The organism is uncultured Gilliamella sp. (genome assembly GCA_945271295.1).
Taxonomy (GTDB): domain Bacteria; phylum Pseudomonadota; class Gammaproteobacteria; order Enterobacterales; family Orbaceae; genus Gilliamella.
Genome location: CALYPG010000002.1, coordinates 80,603 through 102,538, shown reverse-complemented (window position 1 = coordinate 102,538; position 21,936 = coordinate 80,603). Strand labels below are relative to the sequence as shown.

Below are 21,936 nucleotides of genomic sequence, written 5' to 3'. Positions count from 1 at the left end.
ACGTTTCAGTATAAAATTTAATTGCAGGTTCAAAAGCTAACTGCGAATCGAGTTTCCTATATTATGCGCCTTACTATGCTATGGTAGGAATAGCCTTGATGGTTTTTATTGTGTTTGAGTTTGCGATAAATAGTCGATACATACCTTGCTGGTGTTTGAGCAATGATTTTTCTTCAAACACTATGCTTAAGGTAAAAAATATGGTATCTTTCTGTACAGGTAAGTTATTTATATTTCATGATGCAATCTCAACTTTGGTCGGTGACAGATTAATTATTATAAATGACTTACCTTTTTTATTATCACCATTCTTTTATTGCACTGCGTATTTGAATTTAAGTCTATTCTTTAGATAGATTAACCATGAACAATTTTATGTTTGATAAAGGTATTTATAAAAATCTTTAAAGCTTTTTATAGACTACTGTATGGTATATCCGTTCCATCAATAAGTACATTCATGTTTTACATTTATTAATTCTTTGTAATTTTAACTAATTCTATTTTTTAGGAGATAAAGAAATGGCACAAGTAATTAATACTAACATCATGTCTTTAATGGCTCGACAAAATCTAAACAAATCTCAAAACGCTTTAAATAATTCAATTCAACGCCTTTCAACTGGTTATCGCATTAATAGTGCTAAGGATGATGCCGCAGGTCAAGGTATTGCTAACCGCTTTACTTCACAAATTCGTGGCTTAACCCAAGCAATCCGTAATGCTAATGATGGCATTTCACTAATACAAACCGTTGAAAGTGGAGTAAGTCAAATTAATGATAATTTACAACGTATACGTGAATTATCAGTACAAGCATTAAATGGAACTAACTCTATAGGTGATAAATACTCTATTTACAATGAGATGAGAGACCATAATGCAGAAATTGAACGCATTGTAAAACAAGTTACTTTTAATGGCTTAGCTGTATTATACCAACCTAGAAGGTGTGATTTTCAAGTCGGAGCATTAGATAGAGAAACAGTAACTGTTGAATTATGGGATATGTCTAATGTATGGCGTGATGTTGACATTCTTCTCTCAGATTTTTCCAATGCTAACCTCGACATAACGCTCGTTCCGGATTTTTTACGAAAAATAGATGAAAGCATAAGTACGGTTGACTCTTATCGAGGACAACTTGGCGCAAACCAAAATCGTTTTGAAGCAATAATCACCGAGCTTAATGATCGAATTAATAATCTATCAGCTTCACGTAGCCGTATTGAAGATACTGATTATGCAACCGAAATATCAAATATGATTCATGCACAAATTCTACAACAAGCAAGTACCGCAGTATTAGCTCAAGCTAACCAAGCTCCACAAACCGTGTTATCTTTATTACAACAATTAATGCAATAAAGTAATTGTGACCAGCTTTTCGCTGGTCACATTATACATGTCAAATTATCGCCTCCTTTCAACTTACAATTAATGGCTTTACTATCACGATAATTTAAATAGACGTAATTATGGGCTTTAATTTAGCTAACAAATAAATGGCTAATGATTACAGTAATGTTAATGGATTTTGACAATTTCAATTTATACTATTATCGATAAGTAAAAAATGCGTCATAATGTCAATTAAATAACGCTAATAATAAATAAAAATATTGGGAGAGGGTGTGTGCAGTAAACAAGATAACGGCCACAACAATAGTCTGGTACAAGATATTGTTGCTTATTGGAGTAAGCGTGCTCAAGGTTATAGTCAGACTAATCAAGAAGAACTAGCTACAGAAAAACGTATCATTTGGCAAAATCTGATTTTATCTCATGCACCTAAAAAAGATGTTTTAAACGTCTTGGATATTGGTACCGGGCCAGGTTTTATGGCTATTACATTAGCTTTAGCTGGACATAATGTGACAGCAGTAGATGTGACACAAGCTATGTTGGAACAAGCAAATAAAAATGCTCAACATTATCAAGTGGACATTGAATTAGTGCTTTCAGATGTTCAATCGCTCCCTTTTGCTGATAATACTTTTGATTTAGTTGTCATGCGAAATGTAACTTGGGATTTAGATAAGCCATTAGATGGTTATAAAGAATGGTTACGAGTATTAAAAAAAGGGGGACGATTATTAAACTTTGATGCTAATTGGTACTTGTTTTTATATGATCCTTCTCGCTATATTGCATATCAACGTGATCGTAATAACACTCGTATCAAAAATGTGGCAGATCATTATTTGTTAACTGATACCATTGAGATGGAGCGTATTGCTAAATTATTACCATTAAGTCATGAATTAAGACCACAATGGGATGTGCAGAAACTGATTGATTTAGGATTTAGTAAGATTTATCTTGACACGGATATTTCTAAGCAGGTTTGGGATCAAGTTGAATTACTTAATTATCATTCTACACCAATGTTTATGATCAGAGCAGAGAAATAGCAAGTACAACGCTATATATCACATTAAAATTAGCTATGACTAATATATTAATTTAATTGACAATGTTGGGCTAGTCTATGCTATTATTAACAGGTTGATAGCTATGGAAGTTGATGAGATCTGGTGGTCTTCGCGGTCTTCAAAACCGTTGTCAGCCTATCGGCTGGGGTAGGTTCGATTCCTGCCTCTTCCGCCAACATAATGAGTCTAATTTGTTCTTTTTATATAATTATCGCAAAATGCTATATCTTGAATAATCTTGCATATTAATGTGTTATGATAAAAACTCTTTTATTACTTCCCGCTCGTTATCAACTCGTTTTACCCAACCATCACGCTCTAAACGGTTAAGTAGAGGAATAAGTTGCTTGCGTGATAGTCCAGTACAATCGCGTGCATCAGCTACTGAAAATCGTTGGGCTAATTTACGGCCGGACATAATTTTGTCAACAATATTTTGATAGATCTCTTGCGTAAAAAACAGATCATTTTCGGTAGGAATAATAAGTTGTTTTTCAGTTAAACTGCGTAATAATCGGCGTATTCCCACAATAGTTGTTTTTGCTGCATCATAGCCTTGCTCGCCAGCTTGAGTTATATCATCAAGTAATTGTTGTTGGTTGGCAGGTAATTGGCTCTCTTGTAACTGGCTCACTGTAGTGAAATTGCCGTCAATTTTTTGCCACTGTTTAGTTTGGCAGGCTTCTTCGGCAATAAGTTCAATTAAGGTAGTTGGAAAGCCGGTTATTCGAGCTAGTTCATCCACTGAGACCGTATGCACGACACTATTTAAGTAATTATCACATTGCTGTTTTAGTGAGATTTGGCTTTCGGCAGTGATCCACCATCCCCCTAACTTTAAAGTATCAGGCGGAGGAGTTGCGCCAGTTTTTTGTTGACTATAGCCATTGAGCGCCAGTTGTAACATAATTTGTGCATTGGGCATGTTTGCACTATTAATTGTAAGTTGTGTAAGAATCGTTTGTAATTGGTTGCGTTTTTTACTATCAATGCTTTGTAGCCAAACCACACGCCCAGCACCAATGATATGGCTACCACCATGTTGAATCAATAATAATGGCTGTCCCCAAAAAGCCGGAATAGATTCAACCAGTTGTAACCTAGCCAGTTTCCCTTCCGCATAAACATAACATTTAGCTAATACATGAGCCGTACCTAGAGCAACTTCTACAATACTTTGTTTTTTGAGTGAGGCACTAAACGTTGGGTTTAATTGCACAATCCAATCAGTGCTAATCGTAATAGCTTGTGGATTGGCAACTAAGCAACTCCCTTTGGTTACCAGCTTTCTATTAAGCTGTTTTAAACCAATTGCTGTTCTGCTATAAGGTTTAGCATTATTAAGTTGCGTATGATAACTTTGTAGAGAGCGAACTTTTACAGCATGATTACCTGGGAATAGTGTTAATACATCACCAACATTAATTTCGCCACCACGCAATGTGCCTGTAACAGTGGTACCAATACCATTGACTGAAAAAACACGGTCTACATAAAGATGTGCTTGGTCATCTAAATTTTCCCTTTGTTGTAGCTGGTTGATTTTATCAATGATCATTTGCTTTAAGCTGTCTATTCCTGTGCCGGTATAACTACTTACGTTTACTACGTCAGGAATAAGATCCATTTCGGTTAAAAAATGCTCTAATGCATCATTTTCAACTTGTTTTAAGCGTTGTTCATCGACCAAATCTGCTTTACTAATGACTAAAATACACGATTTAATTGCCATTGCCGCAATAACGCGTAAATGTTCAGTCGATAATGCCGCCCAACCATCATCGGCTGCTACCACAAATAATACTAAGTCTAAACCCCATACGGCTTTTACCATATTACGGATAAAACGTTCATGACCAGGGACATCGATAATACCAATTTTTTGCTGATCAGCTGTCGTAAAATAAGCAAAACCAAGATCAATGGTCATCGATCGCGCAATTTCCTGTGGTAAATGGGACGGATGAATACCTGTAAGTGCTTCAATTAAAGATGATTTACCATGATCAACATGACCTGCGGTTCCAATAACTGCATTCATACAATCCCCTTTACCAATATTAATTGTTAGTTATCTGTTATCAATTGATTGAAATGGTTAATTAATGGTTAACCAATACTCCACCTGTAACATTACTGTAAGCTATTTTACCTACCACAAAACCTTGATTACCTTGTGAACGTTCAATTGTTGCTTGTACTTGTGGTAAAGCATTTTCATTACAGGCAATCAATAACCCTCCCGATGTTTGTGGATCGGTCAATAAATTCCGTTGCCACAATTCAAACGAATGAGCTAAATTGATGGCATCACCATAACTTTGCCAATTTCGATTAGAAGCGCCAGTTGCTATTCCTTGTTTAGCAATATTGATGGCACTGGTTAAAAATGGTAATTGGGTAAAACTGATCTCAGCTTGACATCTGGCTGCTCGACACATTTCAAGTAAGTGACCGGCTAAACCAAAGCCGGTTACATCTGTCATGGCATGAACTCCCTCAATTGTGGCAATTTCTGCGCCGACTTTATTCAAAGTAGTTGTCCATTTTATTAACTCAGCATAGTCGTTATTAGTTAGTTGACCTTTTTTTAAAGCTGCTGATAACATGCCTATACCAAGTGGTTTAGTTAACACCAATACATCATTAGGTTGGGCGGCGGCGTTACTTTTTAGTTGTTTTGGATTAATCACACCAATTGCTACTAGTCCATAAACCGGTTCAAGAATATCAATTGAATGCCCTCCCGCAATAGGAATACCAGCCTGACGGCAGATATTGGCACCTCCAGTTAAAATATCACTTATGGCTGATTTGGGCAGTTTATCCAGCGGCATTCCCACTATTGCTAGTGCCATGATTGGTGTTCCCCCCATTGCATAAATATCAGATAGCGCATTGGTTGCAGCGATACAACCAAAATCAAAGGGATTATCAACAATTGGCGTAAAAAAATCGGTAGTAGCAATGACTGCTTGTGTATCATTTAGCTGGTACACGGCAGCATCGTCAGATGTTTCAGTTCCAATAAGTAATGCTGGTGGAATTGGCCCGACTGGAACCTTAGCTAATAATTCAGTTAGTACTGCTGGGGATATTTTACAACCACATCCCCCACCGTGTGAAAATTGAGTTAGTTTGATATCTTCCATTGTTTACTCCTTTGATTATTAGCAATAATGATTTTTTTTATCGTAATTAAAAATCGGTCTCAGCGGTTAAGGTTATTAAACAATCCTTAACTATTAATAACTCTTCATCAGATAAGGTTACTGGATAAAGTTGAACCTGATCATTTTGTATTACTCCGATAATAGGGGGATTATGCTTTCGTAAACGCTCAATTAAGGCATTAGCACTAAGGCGACTATTTAAGGAGATAGCCCAAGTATCAAATTGCGCTCGAGGTGTGCTGCCACCACCAATCATAAATTTGGTTGCGTTCAAGAGTAATTTGTCTGGTGCAATCTCGGCTAGTTGCTTGGCTCTTGCCAAATGCCATGCTATTGGTTGATTAATCAGTGACTCTACGGGATTATCTGCTTTGCCATCATGATTCAAGCGATGAATTAATATTTTTTCTAATATTGCATAAGTTTCTTTACCGGGTCTTAATACCCGCATCATAGGATGTTTGGCAAGTTTTTCGATTTTATCTTTTTGACCTAAAATAATACCGGATTGAGGACCGCCAAGAATTTTATCACCAGAAAAGCAGATCAAATCTGGCTCAATTTTGAGATAATTATTAACAGATAATTCGCTCGGTATTGCAGAAAGATGATTACCTGAACCTTGATCGACAACTAACATAATATGCTCAGGTAACCGAGCAGCAAGCTGTTTAATATCAACTTGTTGGCTAAATCCTTCAATGTAGTAGTTAGATTGATGAACAATTAGTACTATTGCAGTATTATCATTAATGGCTTCTAAGTAATCATCAATGGTAGTAATATTGGTGGTGCCGACATCGCGAAGAATTGCGCCAGAATCAGCTAGAATATCGGGTATACGAAATCCGCCACCAATTTGAATTTGTTCACCACGTGAGACGATAACTTCTTTACCTTGTGCAAAAGTTTTTAAAATAAAATGCAATGCTGCTGCATTGTTATTGACAATAATATTGGCTTCACCGCCAAAGTAAGCTTTCAATACTTGGCTTAACATCCCCATTCGATTGCCACGTTTACCGTTAAGCAGATTTAATTCAAGGTTTGAATAGTTACAAACAATGTCACCCACTTCTTGCCAAATAGCTTTAGGTAATGGTGAACGGCCAAGATTAGTATGGACTACAATACCTGTCGCGTTAATAATTGGTTGTATGCGAATTTGATTATGGTAGGCTAAACTAACTAAAATTTGTTGTAGGAGTACTTCAAAATCGACAGATTGATGAGTTTGAACAAGTTCATTGCGGTAATGATTAACTTGATTTTTTACTATCTCGGCAACTATAGTACGGCTTAAAATAGTGTGATAGCTTGCAATCTCAGGAAGATTAAGTAGTTTCTCAATTGGTGGGATTTGTGATAATTGCCTCATAAATACGTCCCTTTTATTCTTCTTGTATAACTTCTTTGGCTGAAATATTGAGTTTTTGCATTCTCGATAGCAGTGTTGTGCGCTTAAGTCCTAATCTGACGGCTGCTCCTTTGGGCCCGGCAATAATGCCATTGGTTTCTTTTAATACTTGAATAATTTTTTCTCGTTGTATTAAATCGTTATGATTAAAATGGTGGTTGCTTATGTCTGGTGGTTGCACTTTGCTGATGATGGGTACTTGCAATAGAGAGTGATCGTTAACCAGAAAAGATTGCATATTTAAATTCAAGCTAGCCCCTTTAGTTAAAATAACTGCGCGTTCTATAACATTAGCCAGTTCTCTAACATTACCAGGCCAATCGTAATCACATAATTGTTGTAATGTTGATGAAGCAATACTGTCTATATCTCTTTTCATTTGGTGAGCAAATTTTTGGGTAAAAAATTGCGCTAGCGCAGGAATATCCTCTTTGCGATGTCTTAGTGGTGGAATATGAATGGGGAAAACATTTAAGCGATAATAAAGATCAGCACGAAATGTTTTATCCGCAACCATTTTTTCAAGATCACAGTTAGTTGCAGCAATCACCCGAGCATCAACTGGAATAGTTTTATTACTTCCTAACCTTTCTATTTCTTTTTCTTGTAATACTCGTAATAGCTTAGGTTGTAACTCAAGTGGAATATCACCAATTTCATCTAATAATAAGGTACTGCCATGAGCAAGTTCAAATCGACCAATTCGTTGTGTATTAGCATTGGTAAAAGCACCACGTTCATGACCAAATAATTCGCTTTCCAGCAAGTTAGCTGGAACGGCTGAACAATTTATTTTAATCATCCTTTTATTACGTCGCGAACTACGTTGATGAATTGCTTTAGCAAATAACTCCTTACCAGTACCAGTTTCTCCTAGTAGCAAAACTGAGCTAGCACTATCGGCTACCATTTCTACTTGTTCGAGTACTTTTTGAATTGCTTTACTTTGACCAACAATTTCCCGATAAGAGTCAATTAAATGAATTTCCTCTGATAAATAACGATTTTCGTTAGTTAAGGAATGATTTAAGTTTGATACATGCTGATATGCCTCAATATTATCGACTGCAATAGTGATACGATCAGCAATACGTTTAAATAAATCTATATTGTCTGAACTAAAAATATCGGCATGACGATGAGCCAACAATAGTGCACCTTTTTGTTGGTTGGCTAAAGTTAAAGGAAGGCAATATAAACTAGTTAATCCAAAATCTAACATCGTATTAAGTATATTGTTTTTACTGTATTGTGCATGAAGTTCTTCAATAGAATAAATATCTAAAGTAGGGGAGAGGGCTAATTTTTTAATAAAAGATTGAGGTAAATTAAGTGATATACATTGCTGACTAAACTTGGTGTCTGATAGACGATAAGTGGAGTAAAGTTGCTGTTGGACTTGTTCACTAGAAGGAACAATTAATCCAATATAATCAATATGAAAAAATTCGATTATATCTTGAGCAACCCTTTTCAACATTTTGTCTAAATCGCGAATCGAGATAGCGGTATTGGTAATATTAACTAAAATATGGTCTCTTAAGTGTTCATGTTCAAAAAATGTCTTTTCACTATTAATTTGTTCAATTGTAAATAAATTCGTAATAATTTTTGCTACTAGTTCTGCCAATTGTTGCAGCTTTGTAATTTCACTCTCGGTAAAGCTGTTATCATTAGTACGTAAAAAATGTAAGGCACAGTGGCAATCATCTGTCCAATATAACGAGGAATGATAACAATTTTGCACATCCTGATAATAATTTGCTGGGATTACCTCTGCTAAAAAAAGTTGGTAAGTTGTATGATTATAGTGCATTGGTATCGATGAGAGTTCACAATGGAAGGTATTGTCATCAGTGGCGGATGTTTGCGACCATACACCTTTTTGTTCAGTTTGGCTATCAATGTGAAAAAGTGCTAATGTTGAAGGTGATAGCGTTTCAATAAAGATATTAATGCGGTCAACATGAACAAAATTTTTACATAATTTGTTAATATTATCCAGACAAGCAAAAACTGCCTGATTTAACAAAGCTAAATCAAAAAAATGATGTTCCATTTGCACTTGTCGCTAACCATGTTAATTCACTTTAAACCTTAATAGTATACAAAAAATAGGGTTATTTGGGAATAAACGTATCATGATTGAACTTGTTTATTTTATGCTCCACTTTATTGGCTGGTTAATTATTGCGCTTTTAAGTCTTGTTGGCATATATAGTATATGATTAAAAGCATAGGTATCTTGCCAAAATATCAGGATAGAGTTAATGCGTTATATGATGATTTTTGGTAATTTTTTTAAATTTTGCGTCATAATTTGTAAGCAAATAATCAATAATTCGTTTGAGGATCGTTTAACGCTGCTGCAATAATGGCTTGACCTAAAGCGATACCACCATCATTAGCAGGAAATTGGCTTGCAAATAGTAATTGATAATCAGGTAGCGCTTGTTGTATTAACTGGCGGAGCAATTGATTGTGCATCACTCCACCACTTAACACGATTGTTGAAAGCTGATGTTGTTGTGCGGCTACTTTGGCAAGTTCTGCCATACCATTGGCTAAAGCAACATGAAAAGCATAAGCACGTTTAGCTGGTGAAGCTTTAAGGCTAAGCCATTGTTGCCAAAATGTCTTGAGGTCTAATGTCATATCGTTGTTTAAAGGCATATTTACAGTAGGAGCAGGACCATGATATTGGCAAGCAAGACTTTCTAATTTACAAGCAGCTTCTCCTTCCCAACTAATTTGGGTGGGTGCAATACCAAGTGCTGCGGCTATCGCATCAAATAAGCGACCAGTTGAGGAAGCAAGCGGTGAATTGATTTTTTGCTGAATCACTTGAGTGAGCAAAGCAATATTCTCAACAGGTATATTTTTCACTTCAGGTATTTGCTGCCAGTTATCTACAAACTTGATTAAGTGAGCAAGTAGATTACGCCATGGTTGTTTAGCGGCCAAATCTCCACCCGGAAGCGGAACAGCAGGTAATCCACCAAAATATTGACAGTTTTTATAATCTGCGATTAGGCATTCACCGCCCCATAAACGATGATTTGGTCCATAGCCTAACCCATCAAGCACAATTCCAATAACTGGCTTGCCATGTAATGGATAGTGATGTTCAACCAGACAAGCGGCAATATGTGCATGATGGTGATAAATAGGTAGTAGGGGAAGATGCAAGTGTTGGCTAAGTTCTAATCCAATGCGGTGACTAATATAGTTAGGATGTGCATCCACTACAATTAAATCTAACTTTGGCTGATAAATATTCAACCAAATATTAAGTGTATCTTGAAATTGCTGCTGAATTGTAACTGCAGTAAGGTTACCAAAATATTGGCTGACAATGGCTTGTGATGATTTGAGTAGACAAAAGGTATTTTTGCGATCTGCTCCCATAGCAAGAATCGATAAAGATGATTTAAAGTCATTGGGTAAATTAACAACATCAGGTACATAACCTCTTGCTCGCCTCAGTGTTTCAAGCTTATTAGTGGTAATTCTTATTACTGAGTCATCGGCACGTTGCATAATTTCTCTGTCATGTAATAACCAATAATCTGCAATAGTTTTTAATGTGACTAAGGCTTGTTCATTAGTGAGTGCCGGAGGTTGGCCATTTAGATTGGCAGATGTCATCACTAACGGCTTTTGATAGTGCTGCAATAATAGATAATGTAATGGGTTTGATGGCAACATAATGCCTATTTCATTTAAATCTGGTGCGATATACTGACTTATCGGGCTTTTGGGATTAGTCGGAACCAGGACAATTGGTGCTGCTGGACTTTTAAGTTGTTGAATTAATCTAGGTATATCAATGTCTGAGCGAATACATTGAGTTAGCCAGCTTTCATTGGGTAACATAACGGCCAAAGGTTTATGTGGACGTTGTTTTCGTTGACGCAATTGTTGAACTGTCTGATCTTGCAACGCATCACAGGCAAGGTGAAAACCACCCATTCCTTTTATTGCAATAATATGACCATATTTCAATTTTTCTACAATAAAATCAATTGATTTAGATTTTTCTGCTAACACATTCCCATTGGCTGAGCTAACCCATACATGTGGTCCGCAAGCTGGGCAGGCGGTAGGTTGAGCATGAAACCGGCGGTCATTGGGATTGTCATATTCACGTTGACATAATGGGCATAACTTAAATTTAGCCATTGTGGTATTGGGGCGATCATAAGGAATTTGCTTAATAATGGTAAAGCGTGGCCCACAATGAGTGCAGTTAATAAAAGGATATAGGTAGCGTCGATCACTGGCTGTATTTAACTCTTGAAGGCAATTATCACAAGTTGCCGCATCTGGTACGATTAATGTGTCTATTTCTCCGTTTTGACTGGTAATAATGGTGAATTGTTCAGGTGGTTGTAGCCAATTATATGGATTAATAATAATGCTATCAATTTTAGCTAAAGGTGGGCATTGTTGCTTAAGTTGTTCAATAAAAAGGGCAATTTCACTTGGGTTGTGCCCTAAATGAATCAATACTCCTTGACTATCATTACTTACATTACCATATAAACCTAATTTGGTTGCTAATTGCCAGACAAATGGACGGAAACCAACACCTTGTACTTTGCCTTTTACCCGAATCTCACTACCATTTTGTGTCATTTTTTTCCTTAAATTCCAACAACAGTCAGTTGATTAACATATTCTTGGTAAGGGTTCTTGACTTGGTAAATCAAGTAACCGCTCTACACCATAAAGACCACATAATATGATTTGTTGCTGTGGTGTAACTACGCCAATACTGTTAGCATTAACACCTAATGGATGAGAACGTAATGCTGATAATACTGTTGGTGTAGCTGATGCAGAAGCAATAATGACTAATTTCCCTTCGTTGGCAAAATTAAGCGCATCCAGCCCTAGTAACTCACAAATACCCCGTACCACAGGACTAAGTGGTAAAGCAGCTTCTTGTATTTTCATGCCATAACCGCAGGCTTGTGAAAATTCATGGAGTACGGCATTAACTCCACCACGAGTAGCATCTCGTAGCGCATGAATACCATCAATTGACCGCAGTTGATCAATGAGCTGATTAAGTGGCGCACAGTCACTTGATAAGTTCCCCATTAAACCTAATTTTTCGCGTTCGTTAAGAATCGTGGCACCATGATCGCCTAAAGTACCACTGACGATAATATTATCGCCAGGGCAAATATTATGCATGCCCCAATCAAGATGAAAAGGAATCACACCAATACCACTAGTATTAATAAATAGCTTGTCAGCGGCTCCTTTTGGCACCACTTTGGTATCGCCAGTAACCATTTCAACATTGGCTATTTTTGCAGTAGCAGCCATACTGGTAACAATTTGTTTGAGTAATTCAATAGATAGGCCTTCTTCAATAATAAAACCACAAGATAAATAACGGGGATAAGCCCCACTAACCGCTAAATCATTAACCGTCCCACAAACGGCCAGTTTGCCGATATCCCCACCAGGAAATATTATTGGGTCAATGACATAACTATCAGTACTAAAGGCTAGCTTATCGCCTAGTTGATTAAAATCACTTAATAAAAGACGTGCTTGATCTTCTCGTTTTGCTAATTTATCGTTATTAAAAGCCTGCATAAAGATATTATCAATAAGTTGTTGGCTGGCTAAACCTCCGCTACCATGCATAATTGAAATTGTGTTTATTGTCATAATTCACCTTGTCGATATTGATAATATGCCGCGCAAGCACCTTCAGATGAAACCATTAATGCACCATATGCCGAGTCAGGCGTACACTGTTTGCCAAATAACGGACAATTTATTGGTTTACAACGCCCGGTTAATACGTCACCACAGCGAGATTGAGGATTATCTGCAACTTGTTTTCGGTGCAAACCAAATCGTCGCTCTGCATCAAACTCCAAGTAGTCTTGACTAAGTCTAACACCTGAATTAGCAATAATACCAAGCCCTCGCCACTCATCATCGCCTTGCAGAGTAAACACTTCATTAATGACGGCTTGAGCAATAGCATTACCGTTATCATGCACCACTCGGCGATATTGGTTTTCAACTTTAATATTATGGGAAATGATTTGTTCTAAAATCATAGCAATACTTTGTAAAATATCTATTGGTTCAAAACCACTCACAACTACCGGCTTATGATGATTTTGGCTAATAAAATCATAAGGCTCAATGCCAATCACCATACTAACATGACCAGGGGCTAAAAAAGCATCAATTAAAATATCTGGTTGCTGTAACAATGAGCGCAGTGTTGGCATAATAGTAATATGCTGGCAAAATAGTGAGAAATTCTTTAATTGCTGCTGTTTGGCTTGTTTTAGCGTTAATGCCATACCCGGCATAGTTGTTTCAAAACCTAACCCAAAAAGAACAACTTGTTTATCAATATTTTCTTTTGCCAGTTTTAATGCATCAAGGGGTGAATAGATAAGCCGAATGTCGGCTCCTTGCTGTCTGGCCTGCAATAATGAACCATTACGTCCGGGCACTCGGATTGCATCACCAAAAGTACAAAAGATGACTTCAGGTTTTTTAGCAATTTCAATGCAACTGTCAATCCGCCCCATTGGTAAAACGCAAACTGGGCAACCAGGGCCATGGATGAATTCAATTTGTTGCGGTAACAGTTTTTCTAGTCCAAATTTATAAATCGCATGGGTATGACCACCACATACTTCCATAATTTGTAATGGCCTTTCTACTGAGTAGTGAGTTTGATTAATTAATGTGTTAATCTTAGCTAACAGTTGTTTAACTTGCTGCGGATTACGAAATTCATCAATAAATTGCATAATTTAAAACCGGTCTTGCGATTGGAATAACACTGCAACATCGGCTTCCTCTTCTTGCATTTCATTTAACATCAAAAGTGTATTTTGTGCTTCTTCTTCATCTAATTTACTCATAGCAAAACCAGTATGAACAAGTACCCACTGACCAATTAAGCTTTCGTCATATTCCTGAGTAATAAGTGATATATCTATATTACAAATAATACCATTAACTTCTGCTTGCGCTTGATTGTGATAAATAGGATCAATTGTTTTAATGCAGCAAGGCACTCCTATACACATTGTTGGGCCTCCAGCCATTCAAACCAGTCTGATAATCCTTCACCACTAACACAAGATAAAGATATGATGGCTAAATTTGGATTAATTTTTCTGGCATTAATGATACATTGTTGTATATCAAAATTAACATAATTGATTAAATCAACTTTATTAATAATCATCAATCCTGCTGCGGCGAACATGTGAGGGTATTTAAGTGGTTTATCATCCCCTTCAGTAACTGACATTACTACCACTTTTAGTTTTTCCCCTAGATCAAAACTCGCAGGGCAAACTAAATTACCTACATTTTCAATAAACAGAAAGCCATTGTCAGGCAAAGTAAGTTGATGTGCTGCTTTATGTACCATGTCGGCATCAAGGTGGCAACCTTTACCTGTATTAACTTGAATAACCGGTACACCCGTTTGGGCAATACGTTCTGCATCATTTGAGGTTTGTTGATCGCCTTCAATAACAGCACATGGACATTTGGTTGATAGATAACCAAGCGTTTGAGTTAATAATGTAGTTTTACCTGAACCAGGACTTGAAACTAGATTAAGGGCAACAATATGACGTTCAGCAAAATGTTGTCGATTGTGCTCAGCAATATGGTCATTCTTAGCTAGGACATGTTGTTCAATTTCAACTAAACGTTGCTGGTTATCATTATGTTTATCATGATGATTTTGCACATCTGCTGGTATAAACGTTTTAGCAATAGGTTCTTGTGCTGTAATATGGTAATGGTGATGAACATCACCATTATGATAGTAATGATGATGAATGACCTGAGGTTCGTGATGAGTATGTTGCTCATGGTGATGCTCATGCTCATGATTTTGGTTTTCGCCCATAGACGAGCGATGAGATTCACATCCACAAGTAATACACATAAATTCTCCTTATTTATCATCTTAGGATTTATTTTTAATCCATTTTAGTATGCTTTGGCTATTATCTTGTTATTATGCAGGTTCTTTAGTTAGCTAACTTTTAGCAAATAACTAACAATCGGGGACTGTTGCACGTCATTATAAACAAACTTACAGATAATAGGGTATTAAAAAGCGCAACTTAAATGTGTCATGAGTATATAGCCAATTAGTTTGAAATTGCATAATTACTCCTTAATTTGAATTTTTTTAACCCAAACTTTATCATCCACATCAACATTTGATAGCGGTGAATTACACTGTGAACAAACAGCAATAAATGCATTTTTTACCAAAATAATCTTTTGGCATGAACTACACCATGCAGTAGCACTTTTTTGTTCAAGATGTAACTGACAGCCTTCGGCAATACTTCCTTGGCATACAAGATCAAAACAAAAACGCATTGCTTCTGGTTCAATACATGATAAAGCACCTATTTCTATCCAAACTGCTGTAACGCTTTTAGCTTTTTGTAATTTAGCTTCATGCATTATCAGTTCATGGGTTTGATGGCATAAAGTTAGTTCATGCATTGCTTTAGCTCTATAAATGTTGATAGTAACGGCTACAATAACAGTATCTTTATTGTTTTAGGCAGTAATTGTTTATTTAAATTATATCTATTCAATTTTATGCAATAAATATACCATTTTAGCGAGCTGCTAATTTTGTTATATAAGGGTTAATAATTACATTTATCTTGATAATTAATAAAAATTACTAATCTTATTATTAAAGGTTTTATTTAAAAGTCGTTATCATCTGCTTTCATTATTTAACTACCATTAATTCACTAACAAATTCGATTATATTACTTCGTTTCGTAATTATTTAATTAACAAATAAATGTAAATTATTTCCTCAAATCTCAATGATAGACGATCAATTTTGCGGGCATTTCGACATTTTTGTCGAAATCGACAGTTAAATGTCGAAATAATATCGACACTTTTTGTAAGGTTATTGCTAGTTATAACCACATAAAAAAAAGGGATTAAACGAATTTAATGATTTGGGTTTATAACTTATAACGCCGTTAAGTCGTTATTACTATTTAAATGGCAATATATTGATTTTATTGAAGTTAAATAAAATATGAATGACTAGGTTTATTTTGGTACGATTATTGCAAGATAAGATTTAATATTTATATTAATGATATCGTCGGGAGAATGTTCATGAACCGTTTTGTGATCGCAGAGCCCACAAAATGTATTGGATGCAATACTTGCATGGCTGCTTGTATTCAGACTCATGAAAAGGTTGGTCTAGTTGCGCATGCACGGTTAACTGTTATGCGTGATGATAATGGTACCGCTCCAGTTTTATGTCGTCATTGTGAAGATGCACCATGTGCTAAAGTATGCCCTGTTAACGCCATTGTTAAAAAAGATAATTCCGTACTACTCAATGAAAGTCTTTGCATTGGCTGCAAGTTATGTGGTTTAGCCTGCCCTTTCGGTGCTATTACTCCAGCTGCAAGCGAACCAGAAGCTCTACCTGAGTGCTATGAAAATTATGTACCAGAATCACAACTGAGTAATTTACCAACTAGTGCACCATCAATGAATCCATATTTAGCTTGGAATGCCGGTCGAAAAATGATTGCAGTGAAATGTGATCTTTGCTCTTTTGATCCAGCAGGTCCTGCTTGCATCAGAAGTTGTCCAACCGATGCTCTCTGTTTAGTTACTGATAAAACATTAAATGTCGCGTCTCGATTAAAACGTGAGGCTTTTGAAGATTCATTGATTAGTACTAGTCATGCAGGTTTACCGGAAGGAGAGTTATAATGCCACATCCCTTTAATCTGTTATTAATCTCAATTTTAATTTATGTTGCTGGTGGGGCTTTATCTCTATTACTCGCCAAGCAAGAACGTTGCGCTATCATAGTCTCAGGTATAGCTGGTATATTGGCTGGATTAATGGGGTTGATGGTTATAGTGCCAGTCTTGATTGAAGGTGGTATGCACGTTTACACCTTATGGACTCCATTCTCTTTTGCTAATTGTACATTAAGGTTGGACGGTCTTTCTGCTTTTATGATAGCTGTAATCTCAGTATTGGCGATTGCTTCATCAGGCTATTCATTTTCTTATGTTCAAGAATATCAAGGTAAAGGCGCTTATGGAATCGGCTTTTTTACTAATCTATTTATTGCAGCCATGGTCATATTGATGGTGATTGATAATGCCTTTTATTTTATTATCTTTTTTGAGATTATGTCTCTGGCTTCTTACTTTTTGGTTATTACCGAACAAGATGAAAAAGCAGTTAATGCCGGGTTACTCTACTTTTTAATTGCTCATATCGGTTCTGTGCTAATTATGGTTGGCTTTTTCTTACTATATTTACAAACAAAAAGCCTTGATTTTGAAACCTTTAGAACCAGTACTATATCACCACTAATATCATCTTTAGTGTTTTTATTGGCTTTCTTTGGCTTTGGTGCTAAAGCCGGTATGATTCCATTGCATGGTTGGTTACCAAAGGCTCATCCAGCCGCACCTTCTCATGCCTCCGCATTAATGTCAGGTGTTATGGTTAAAATCGGGGTATTTGGAATTATTAAAGTTTCAGTTGATTTGCTTGGTGCCACTCAGCTATGGTGGGGTGTTGTAGTATTAGCATTTGGTGCAATTTCAGCCGTTTTAGGTGTGTTATATGCTCTAGCTGAACATGATATCAAACGATTACTTGCCTACCATACCGTTGAGAATGTTGGCATCATTTTAATGGGTGTTGGTGCAGGAATGATAGGCATAGCTACCAATTTACCTTTATTAGTTATATTAGGTTTTGTTGGGGCACTTTATCATCTATTAAATCACGCAGTATTTAAAGGGTTACTATTTTTGGGTGCTGGTGCTGTTATCTATCGTATGCACACTAAGGATATGGATAAAATGGGTGGATTGGCTAAAGTAATGCCATTAACCGCTATCGCTTTTCTGATTGGTTGTATGGCAATTTCAGCTTTACCACCATTAAATGGTTTTATTAGTGAATGGTATACCTATCAATCTTTATTTTCCATGAGTATGAATGGCAATATTATATTGCGTTTAGCTGGACCAATAGCTATTGTTATGCTAGCCATTACTGGCGCACTAGCTGCTATGTGTTTTGTCAAAGTTTATGGTATTTGCTTTTGTGGTAAAGCGCGTAGCCCACAGGCAGAGCAAGCTAAAGATGTTCCACTATCCATGACAATACCAATGTTGGCATTAGCACTATTATGTGTTTTCCTCGGTGCCGGTGCCTTTTTAATGATCCCACTAATTTCATCTATTGCTAATCAATTAGGTAAGTTAAATTCAGCCGTTTTAGATCAAGTTACAAGTAATGGATCAATGTTAGTTGCAGGTAATGCTTATCAGGCTACGGTTTCGCCTATTCTTCTCTTTATATTGTTAATCGGCTTAATAATTTTACCTTTTTTAATTTACTTATTGACTAAACCGCAACGTTTACCATTTAGAAATAATGACGATCCTTGGGCGTGTGGTTATGAATATGAGATTGATATGGCACAAACAGCAGGTAATTTTACTCAACCTTTACGATTTATGTTTGCACCACTTTACACCTTAAGAAAAATACTAAGTATCGGAAACTATATGCAAGTTATGGTACAAAAAACAACTATATTGGCTAAGCGAATTGAGCCAGTATGGGATGATAAAATTGTGAATAATGTAGTTAAATTTATGCAAATTATAGGTCGAAATGTTCAGCGCATTCAACTAGGTGATTATCGAATTTATGCTTTATATGTGATTATCGCTTTAGTCGTTTTACTTTTCGTGACCGTAATATAGGAGGAAACATGCCAAGTATTGATGCATTATCTCCATTTTGGGTAATTCTAGGGTTATTGCAAGCGGTATTGTTGCTTGTATTATCACCATTAATGTCGGGTATTTCGCGCCAGATTCGTGCTCGTATGCAATCTCGTCGCGGTCCAGGTATTTTTCAAGATTATCGGGATATTGTTAAGCTATTTTGTCGGCAAGAGATGTCACCTATTAATGCAGGGATTATTTTTAGAATCACTCCGCTTGTATTAATTGGCACCATGTTACTCGTTGCTATGATTTTACCTATTATGACGTATGGTTCACTAATGTCTATGGTAGGTGATTTAATTGTTATTATTTACTTATTTGCATTATTCCGTTTTTTCTTTTCTCTTTCAGGTATTGATTCGGGTAGTCCTTTTGCTGGTCTTGGTGCTAGTCGTGAACTTATGTTAGGGATTTTGGTTGAACCTATTTTAATTTTAGGATTGATTGTAATCGCTCTGATTGCTGGTTCAACCAATATTAGTTTTATGGGCATAAAATTTATTACTCAATGGGGTGGAGCAACACCAACTGCTGCAGTATTAGCCATGTTAGCTTGTGCTTTTGCTGTATTTATTGAAATGGGTAAAATTCCATTTGATTATGCTGAAGCTGAACAAGAGCTACAAGAAGGTCCGCTATCTGAATATTCAGGTATTGGTTTTGCGTTAATTAAATTAAGTATAAGTCTTAAGCAAGTCGTTTTTGCTAGCTTATTTATTGCCATTTTTATTCCTTTTTCACCCGCTAACTTTTTGCTCGCCATACTGTGTTATTTGGTTAAATTAGTCATAGTATTTGTTCTAGCTAGTATCTTTGAAAACTGTTTATGTCGTGGGCGATTTTTATTGACATCTAATGTCACATGGGCTGGATTTGGTATATCGGTTTTAGCTTATGTGTTTTATTTAACAGGTTTATAAGGAGAACAGGAAAATATGATGGAATATATTGCTTTAGCGACCATCCTGATTCCATTTATTGGTGCAGTAATTATTGCTTGTTCACCTTACCCATTTGCACGTATTTTTAGTGTGATTGTGTCGTTACTAGCCTCGTTAGGAACCATGTGTCTTGGTTGGTATTTTTTTCAGGCAGGTCAAGTTACCCAAACATATGCGTTATTGAAAATAGGTGACACAGTCATCTTTGGTTTGGTAATAGATAAAGTTAGTACCCTTATTTGTTTTGCGGTGGTCTTTTTAGGTTTTCTAATTAGTTTATATTCAACTGCATACTTAAGTAAAAATAATCGCGAACACCCTCATGAAGGAACCACACGTTATTATGCTTTTTTGATGGTATTTATCGGAGCAATGGCTGGTTTGGTATTGTCTTCTACTTTATTGGGGCAATTGTTATTTTTTGAAATCACCGGTGGTTGTTCATGGGCATTAATTGGCTATTATCAAACAACTAAATCACAGCATTCAGCGATGAAAGCCTTATTAGTAACTCATGTCGCCTCTTTAGGATTATATATAGCTGCTGCTTGGTTGTTTATTGAATCAGGAACATTCTCGTTAAATGCTTTATCTGAGTTAAGTTCAGAAGCAAAAATAGTAATTTTATGTGGTGTGTTATTTGCCGCATGGGGGAAATCGGCTCAGTTACCATTACATGTCTGGTTGCCAGATGCAATGGAAGCGCCGACACCTGTTAGTGCTTATTTACATGCTGCCTCAATGGTAAAAGTTGGAGTTTATATTTTTGCTCGTTCAATTATGTCAGCTGGAAATATACCAATTATCATTGGTGAAATTGGAATGATAATGGCGGTTATTACATTGATATATGGTTTTGTTATGTATTTACCACAAACTGATTTAAAACGGTTATTGGCTTATTCAACCATTACCCAATTATCTTATATTTTCTTTGCATTATCTCTAGCTATCTATGGATTTGGTACAGTATATGGAGCAATGTCTTTTGAAGCAGGGATTGCTTATATATTCAACCACGCATTTGCCAAAAGCTTATTTTTCTTAGTAGCAGGCGCGTTAAGTTATACCTGTGGTACAAGGATGTTACCAAAACTAAAAGGAATATTAAGTACATTACCGATGTTAGGTATAGGGTTTTGCATTGCTTCTTTAGCAATTACTGGTGTACCGCCATTTAATGGTTTTTTTAGCAAATACCCTATCTTTGCCGCAGGTTTTGCATTGTCATCCGACAGTTGGTTAGTTATGACATTAGTTATTATTGTTGTGGTTGAGTCAGTGGCAAGTTTTGCTTGGTTTTTACATTGGTTTGGTAAAAGCGTATTAGGTACACCATCAGAAGATGTTGCCAATGCGGCAGCAGTACCATTGGCTATGAAAATAGTATTAGTGATTTTAATTTTGATGTCACTATGTTCCAGTGTAATAGCTGCTCTCTGGCTTAATTAATGGAGTTTACTATGACGGGATCTTTTATTATCAATAATCTTGCAGGTTTACTGGTAGTTACTTCTATTTTAACGACCATTGTGCGAGCAATACCTACCTCAATTGTGATGTATGGTTTTCAATCTTTAGTCTTAGTGATGATAATGTTTGCAATTGGTAATTATTTTGCAGCCAGTGAGCTATATAGTTGGGCAGTGACAGCAATTGTAACAAAAGTAATATTGGTACCACTGATAGTCTATCTCACATATCGTAAAATGAAGAAAGCCAAAATTGAAGGTGGTATTTTGCCGGTATCAGTTATTGTCATTTTTGCAGCGTTGATTATGTTCGCTTGTCATTTTGTCGTTCAACCAGTAAAACTGCCTTTAGTAAGTGAATTAAAGCCAGTTTTAGCTGTATCTTTAGGCCATTTTTTAATTGGGTTAATGTGTATTATTAGCCAACGTAATATTCTTAAACAAATTTTTGGCTATTGTTTAATGGAAAATGGAGCAAGTTTGACGTTAGCATTGCTAGCAAATAGAGTTCCTAAACTAGTTGAAATTGGAATTACAACTGATGCAATTTTTGCTGTTGTTGTGATGTGTTATTTTGCAAGGCGAATTTATTGTGTGCTTCATACACTTGATGCCAATAAACTTAATACACTAAAAGGATAGATCA

General features: G+C 36.2%; 17 protein-coding genes and 1 tRNA gene. 8 read left to right on the top strand and 10 right to left on the bottom strand.

Features of this window, described 5'->3' with window-relative positions; genetic code table 11:
* Positions 1-522: 522 nt before the first annotated feature.
* From Q0K76_RS01900 to Q0K76_RS01890, 3 genes are all read left to right on the top strand, one after another.
* A complete protein-coding gene (locus Q0K76_RS01900) occupies positions 523-1,368 on the top strand; it encodes a flagellin (protein WP_294610406.1) in 846 nt (281 codons plus the stop codon).
* 266 nt (positions 1,369-1,634) lie between these two features.
* Entirely contained in the window at positions 1,635-2,414 is a 780-nt protein-coding gene (locus Q0K76_RS01895; RefSeq protein WP_294610403.1) for a class I SAM-dependent methyltransferase, read from the top strand.
* A gap of 105 nt (positions 2,415-2,519) precedes the next feature.
* A tRNA-Sec gene (locus Q0K76_RS01890) sits at positions 2,520-2,610 on the top strand.
* Between the two features lie 78 nt (positions 2,611-2,688).
* Here the strand turns inward: Q0K76_RS01890 and selB are convergent.
* The 10 genes from selB to hypA form a co-directional block, all read right to left on the bottom strand.
* Entirely contained in the window at positions 2,689-4,476 is a 1,788-nt protein-coding gene (gene selB, locus Q0K76_RS01885; protein ID WP_294610400.1) for a selenocysteine-specific translation elongation factor, read from the bottom strand.
* A gap of 61 nt (positions 4,477-4,537) precedes the next feature.
* Positions 4,538-5,587: a selenide, water dikinase SelD gene (selD, locus tag Q0K76_RS01880; protein ID WP_294610397.1), complete on the bottom strand. Its 1,050-nt coding sequence runs from the start codon at positions 5,585-5,587 to the stop codon at positions 4,538-4,540.
* 46 nt (positions 5,588-5,633) lie between these two features.
* Positions 5,634-6,986: an L-seryl-tRNA(Sec) selenium transferase gene (gene selA / locus Q0K76_RS01875; protein ID WP_294610394.1), complete on the bottom strand. Its 1,353-nt coding sequence runs from the start codon at positions 6,984-6,986 to the stop codon at positions 5,634-5,636.
* Positions 6,987-6,999: 13 nt separating this feature from the next.
* Positions 7,000-9,084, bottom strand: a complete 2,085-nt coding sequence (locus Q0K76_RS01870) for a sigma 54-interacting transcriptional regulator (protein WP_294610876.1) — start codon at positions 9,082-9,084, stop codon at positions 7,000-7,002.
* Positions 9,085-9,359: 275 nt separating this feature from the next.
* Positions 9,360-11,663: a carbamoyltransferase HypF gene (hypF, locus tag Q0K76_RS01865; protein ID WP_294610391.1), complete on the bottom strand. Its 2,304-nt coding sequence runs from the start codon at positions 11,661-11,663 to the stop codon at positions 9,360-9,362.
* A 33-nt stretch (positions 11,664-11,696) separates the two neighbouring features.
* Entirely contained in the window at positions 11,697-12,707 is a 1,011-nt protein-coding gene (gene hypE, locus Q0K76_RS01860; RefSeq protein ID WP_363322377.1) for a hydrogenase expression/formation protein HypE, read from the bottom strand.
* Between the two features lie 2 nt (positions 12,708-12,709).
* Positions 12,710-13,825: a hydrogenase formation protein HypD gene (gene hypD, locus Q0K76_RS01855; protein WP_294610385.1), complete on the bottom strand. Its 1,116-nt coding sequence runs from the start codon at positions 13,823-13,825 to the stop codon at positions 12,710-12,712.
* Positions 13,826-13,828: 3 nt separating this feature from the next.
* Positions 13,829-14,107 carry a HypC/HybG/HupF family hydrogenase formation chaperone gene (hypC, locus tag Q0K76_RS01850; RefSeq protein ID WP_294610381.1) on the bottom strand — a complete coding sequence of 93 codons (279 nt, stop codon included), beginning with the start codon at positions 14,105-14,107 and terminating at the stop codon, positions 13,829-13,831.
* Entirely contained in the window at positions 14,098-14,985 is an 888-nt protein-coding gene (gene hypB / locus Q0K76_RS01845; RefSeq protein ID WP_294610378.1) for a hydrogenase nickel incorporation protein HypB, read from the bottom strand. The genes hypC and hypB overlap by 10 nt, the downstream gene beginning before the upstream one ends.
* A 227-nt stretch (positions 14,986-15,212) precedes the next feature.
* Complete coding sequence (hypA, locus tag Q0K76_RS01840) at positions 15,213-15,560, bottom strand: hydrogenase maturation nickel metallochaperone HypA (protein WP_294610375.1); 348 nt, start codon at positions 15,558-15,560, stop codon at positions 15,213-15,215.
* A 645-nt stretch (positions 15,561-16,205) separates the two neighbouring features.
* Here hypA and Q0K76_RS01835 point away from each other — a divergent pair.
* The 5 genes from Q0K76_RS01835 to hyfE are packed head-to-tail and all read left to right on the top strand — an operon-like array spanning position 16,206 to position 21,932.
* Positions 16,206-16,820, top strand: coding sequence for a 4Fe-4S dicluster domain-containing protein (locus tag Q0K76_RS01835; protein WP_294610372.1), 615 nt, complete (start codon positions 16,206-16,208; stop codon positions 16,818-16,820).
* The gene (gene hyfB / locus Q0K76_RS01830; protein WP_294610370.1) at positions 16,820-18,850 is read left to right on the top strand and encodes a hydrogenase 4 subunit B; all 2,031 of its coding nucleotides are present in this window, start codon (positions 16,820-16,822) and stop codon (positions 18,848-18,850) included. Before Q0K76_RS01835 ends, hyfB begins: the two co-directional genes overlap by 1 nt.
* A gap of 8 nt (positions 18,851-18,858) precedes the next feature.
* Positions 18,859-19,797: a respiratory chain complex I subunit 1 family protein gene (locus Q0K76_RS01825; protein ID WP_294610367.1), complete on the top strand. Its 939-nt coding sequence runs from the start codon at positions 18,859-18,861 to the stop codon at positions 19,795-19,797.
* Positions 19,798-19,815: 18 nt separating this feature from the next.
* Complete coding sequence (locus tag Q0K76_RS01820; RefSeq protein WP_363322375.1) at positions 19,816-21,270, top strand: hydrogenase 4 subunit D; 1,455 nt, start codon at positions 19,816-19,818, stop codon at positions 21,268-21,270.
* 11 nt (positions 21,271-21,281) lie between these two features.
* On the top strand, positions 21,282-21,932 hold the full coding sequence (hyfE, locus tag Q0K76_RS01815; RefSeq protein ID WP_294610359.1) for a hydrogenase 4 membrane subunit: 651 nt from the start codon (positions 21,282-21,284) through the stop codon (positions 21,930-21,932).
* The last annotated feature ends 4 nt before the right edge of the window (positions 21,933-21,936 follow it).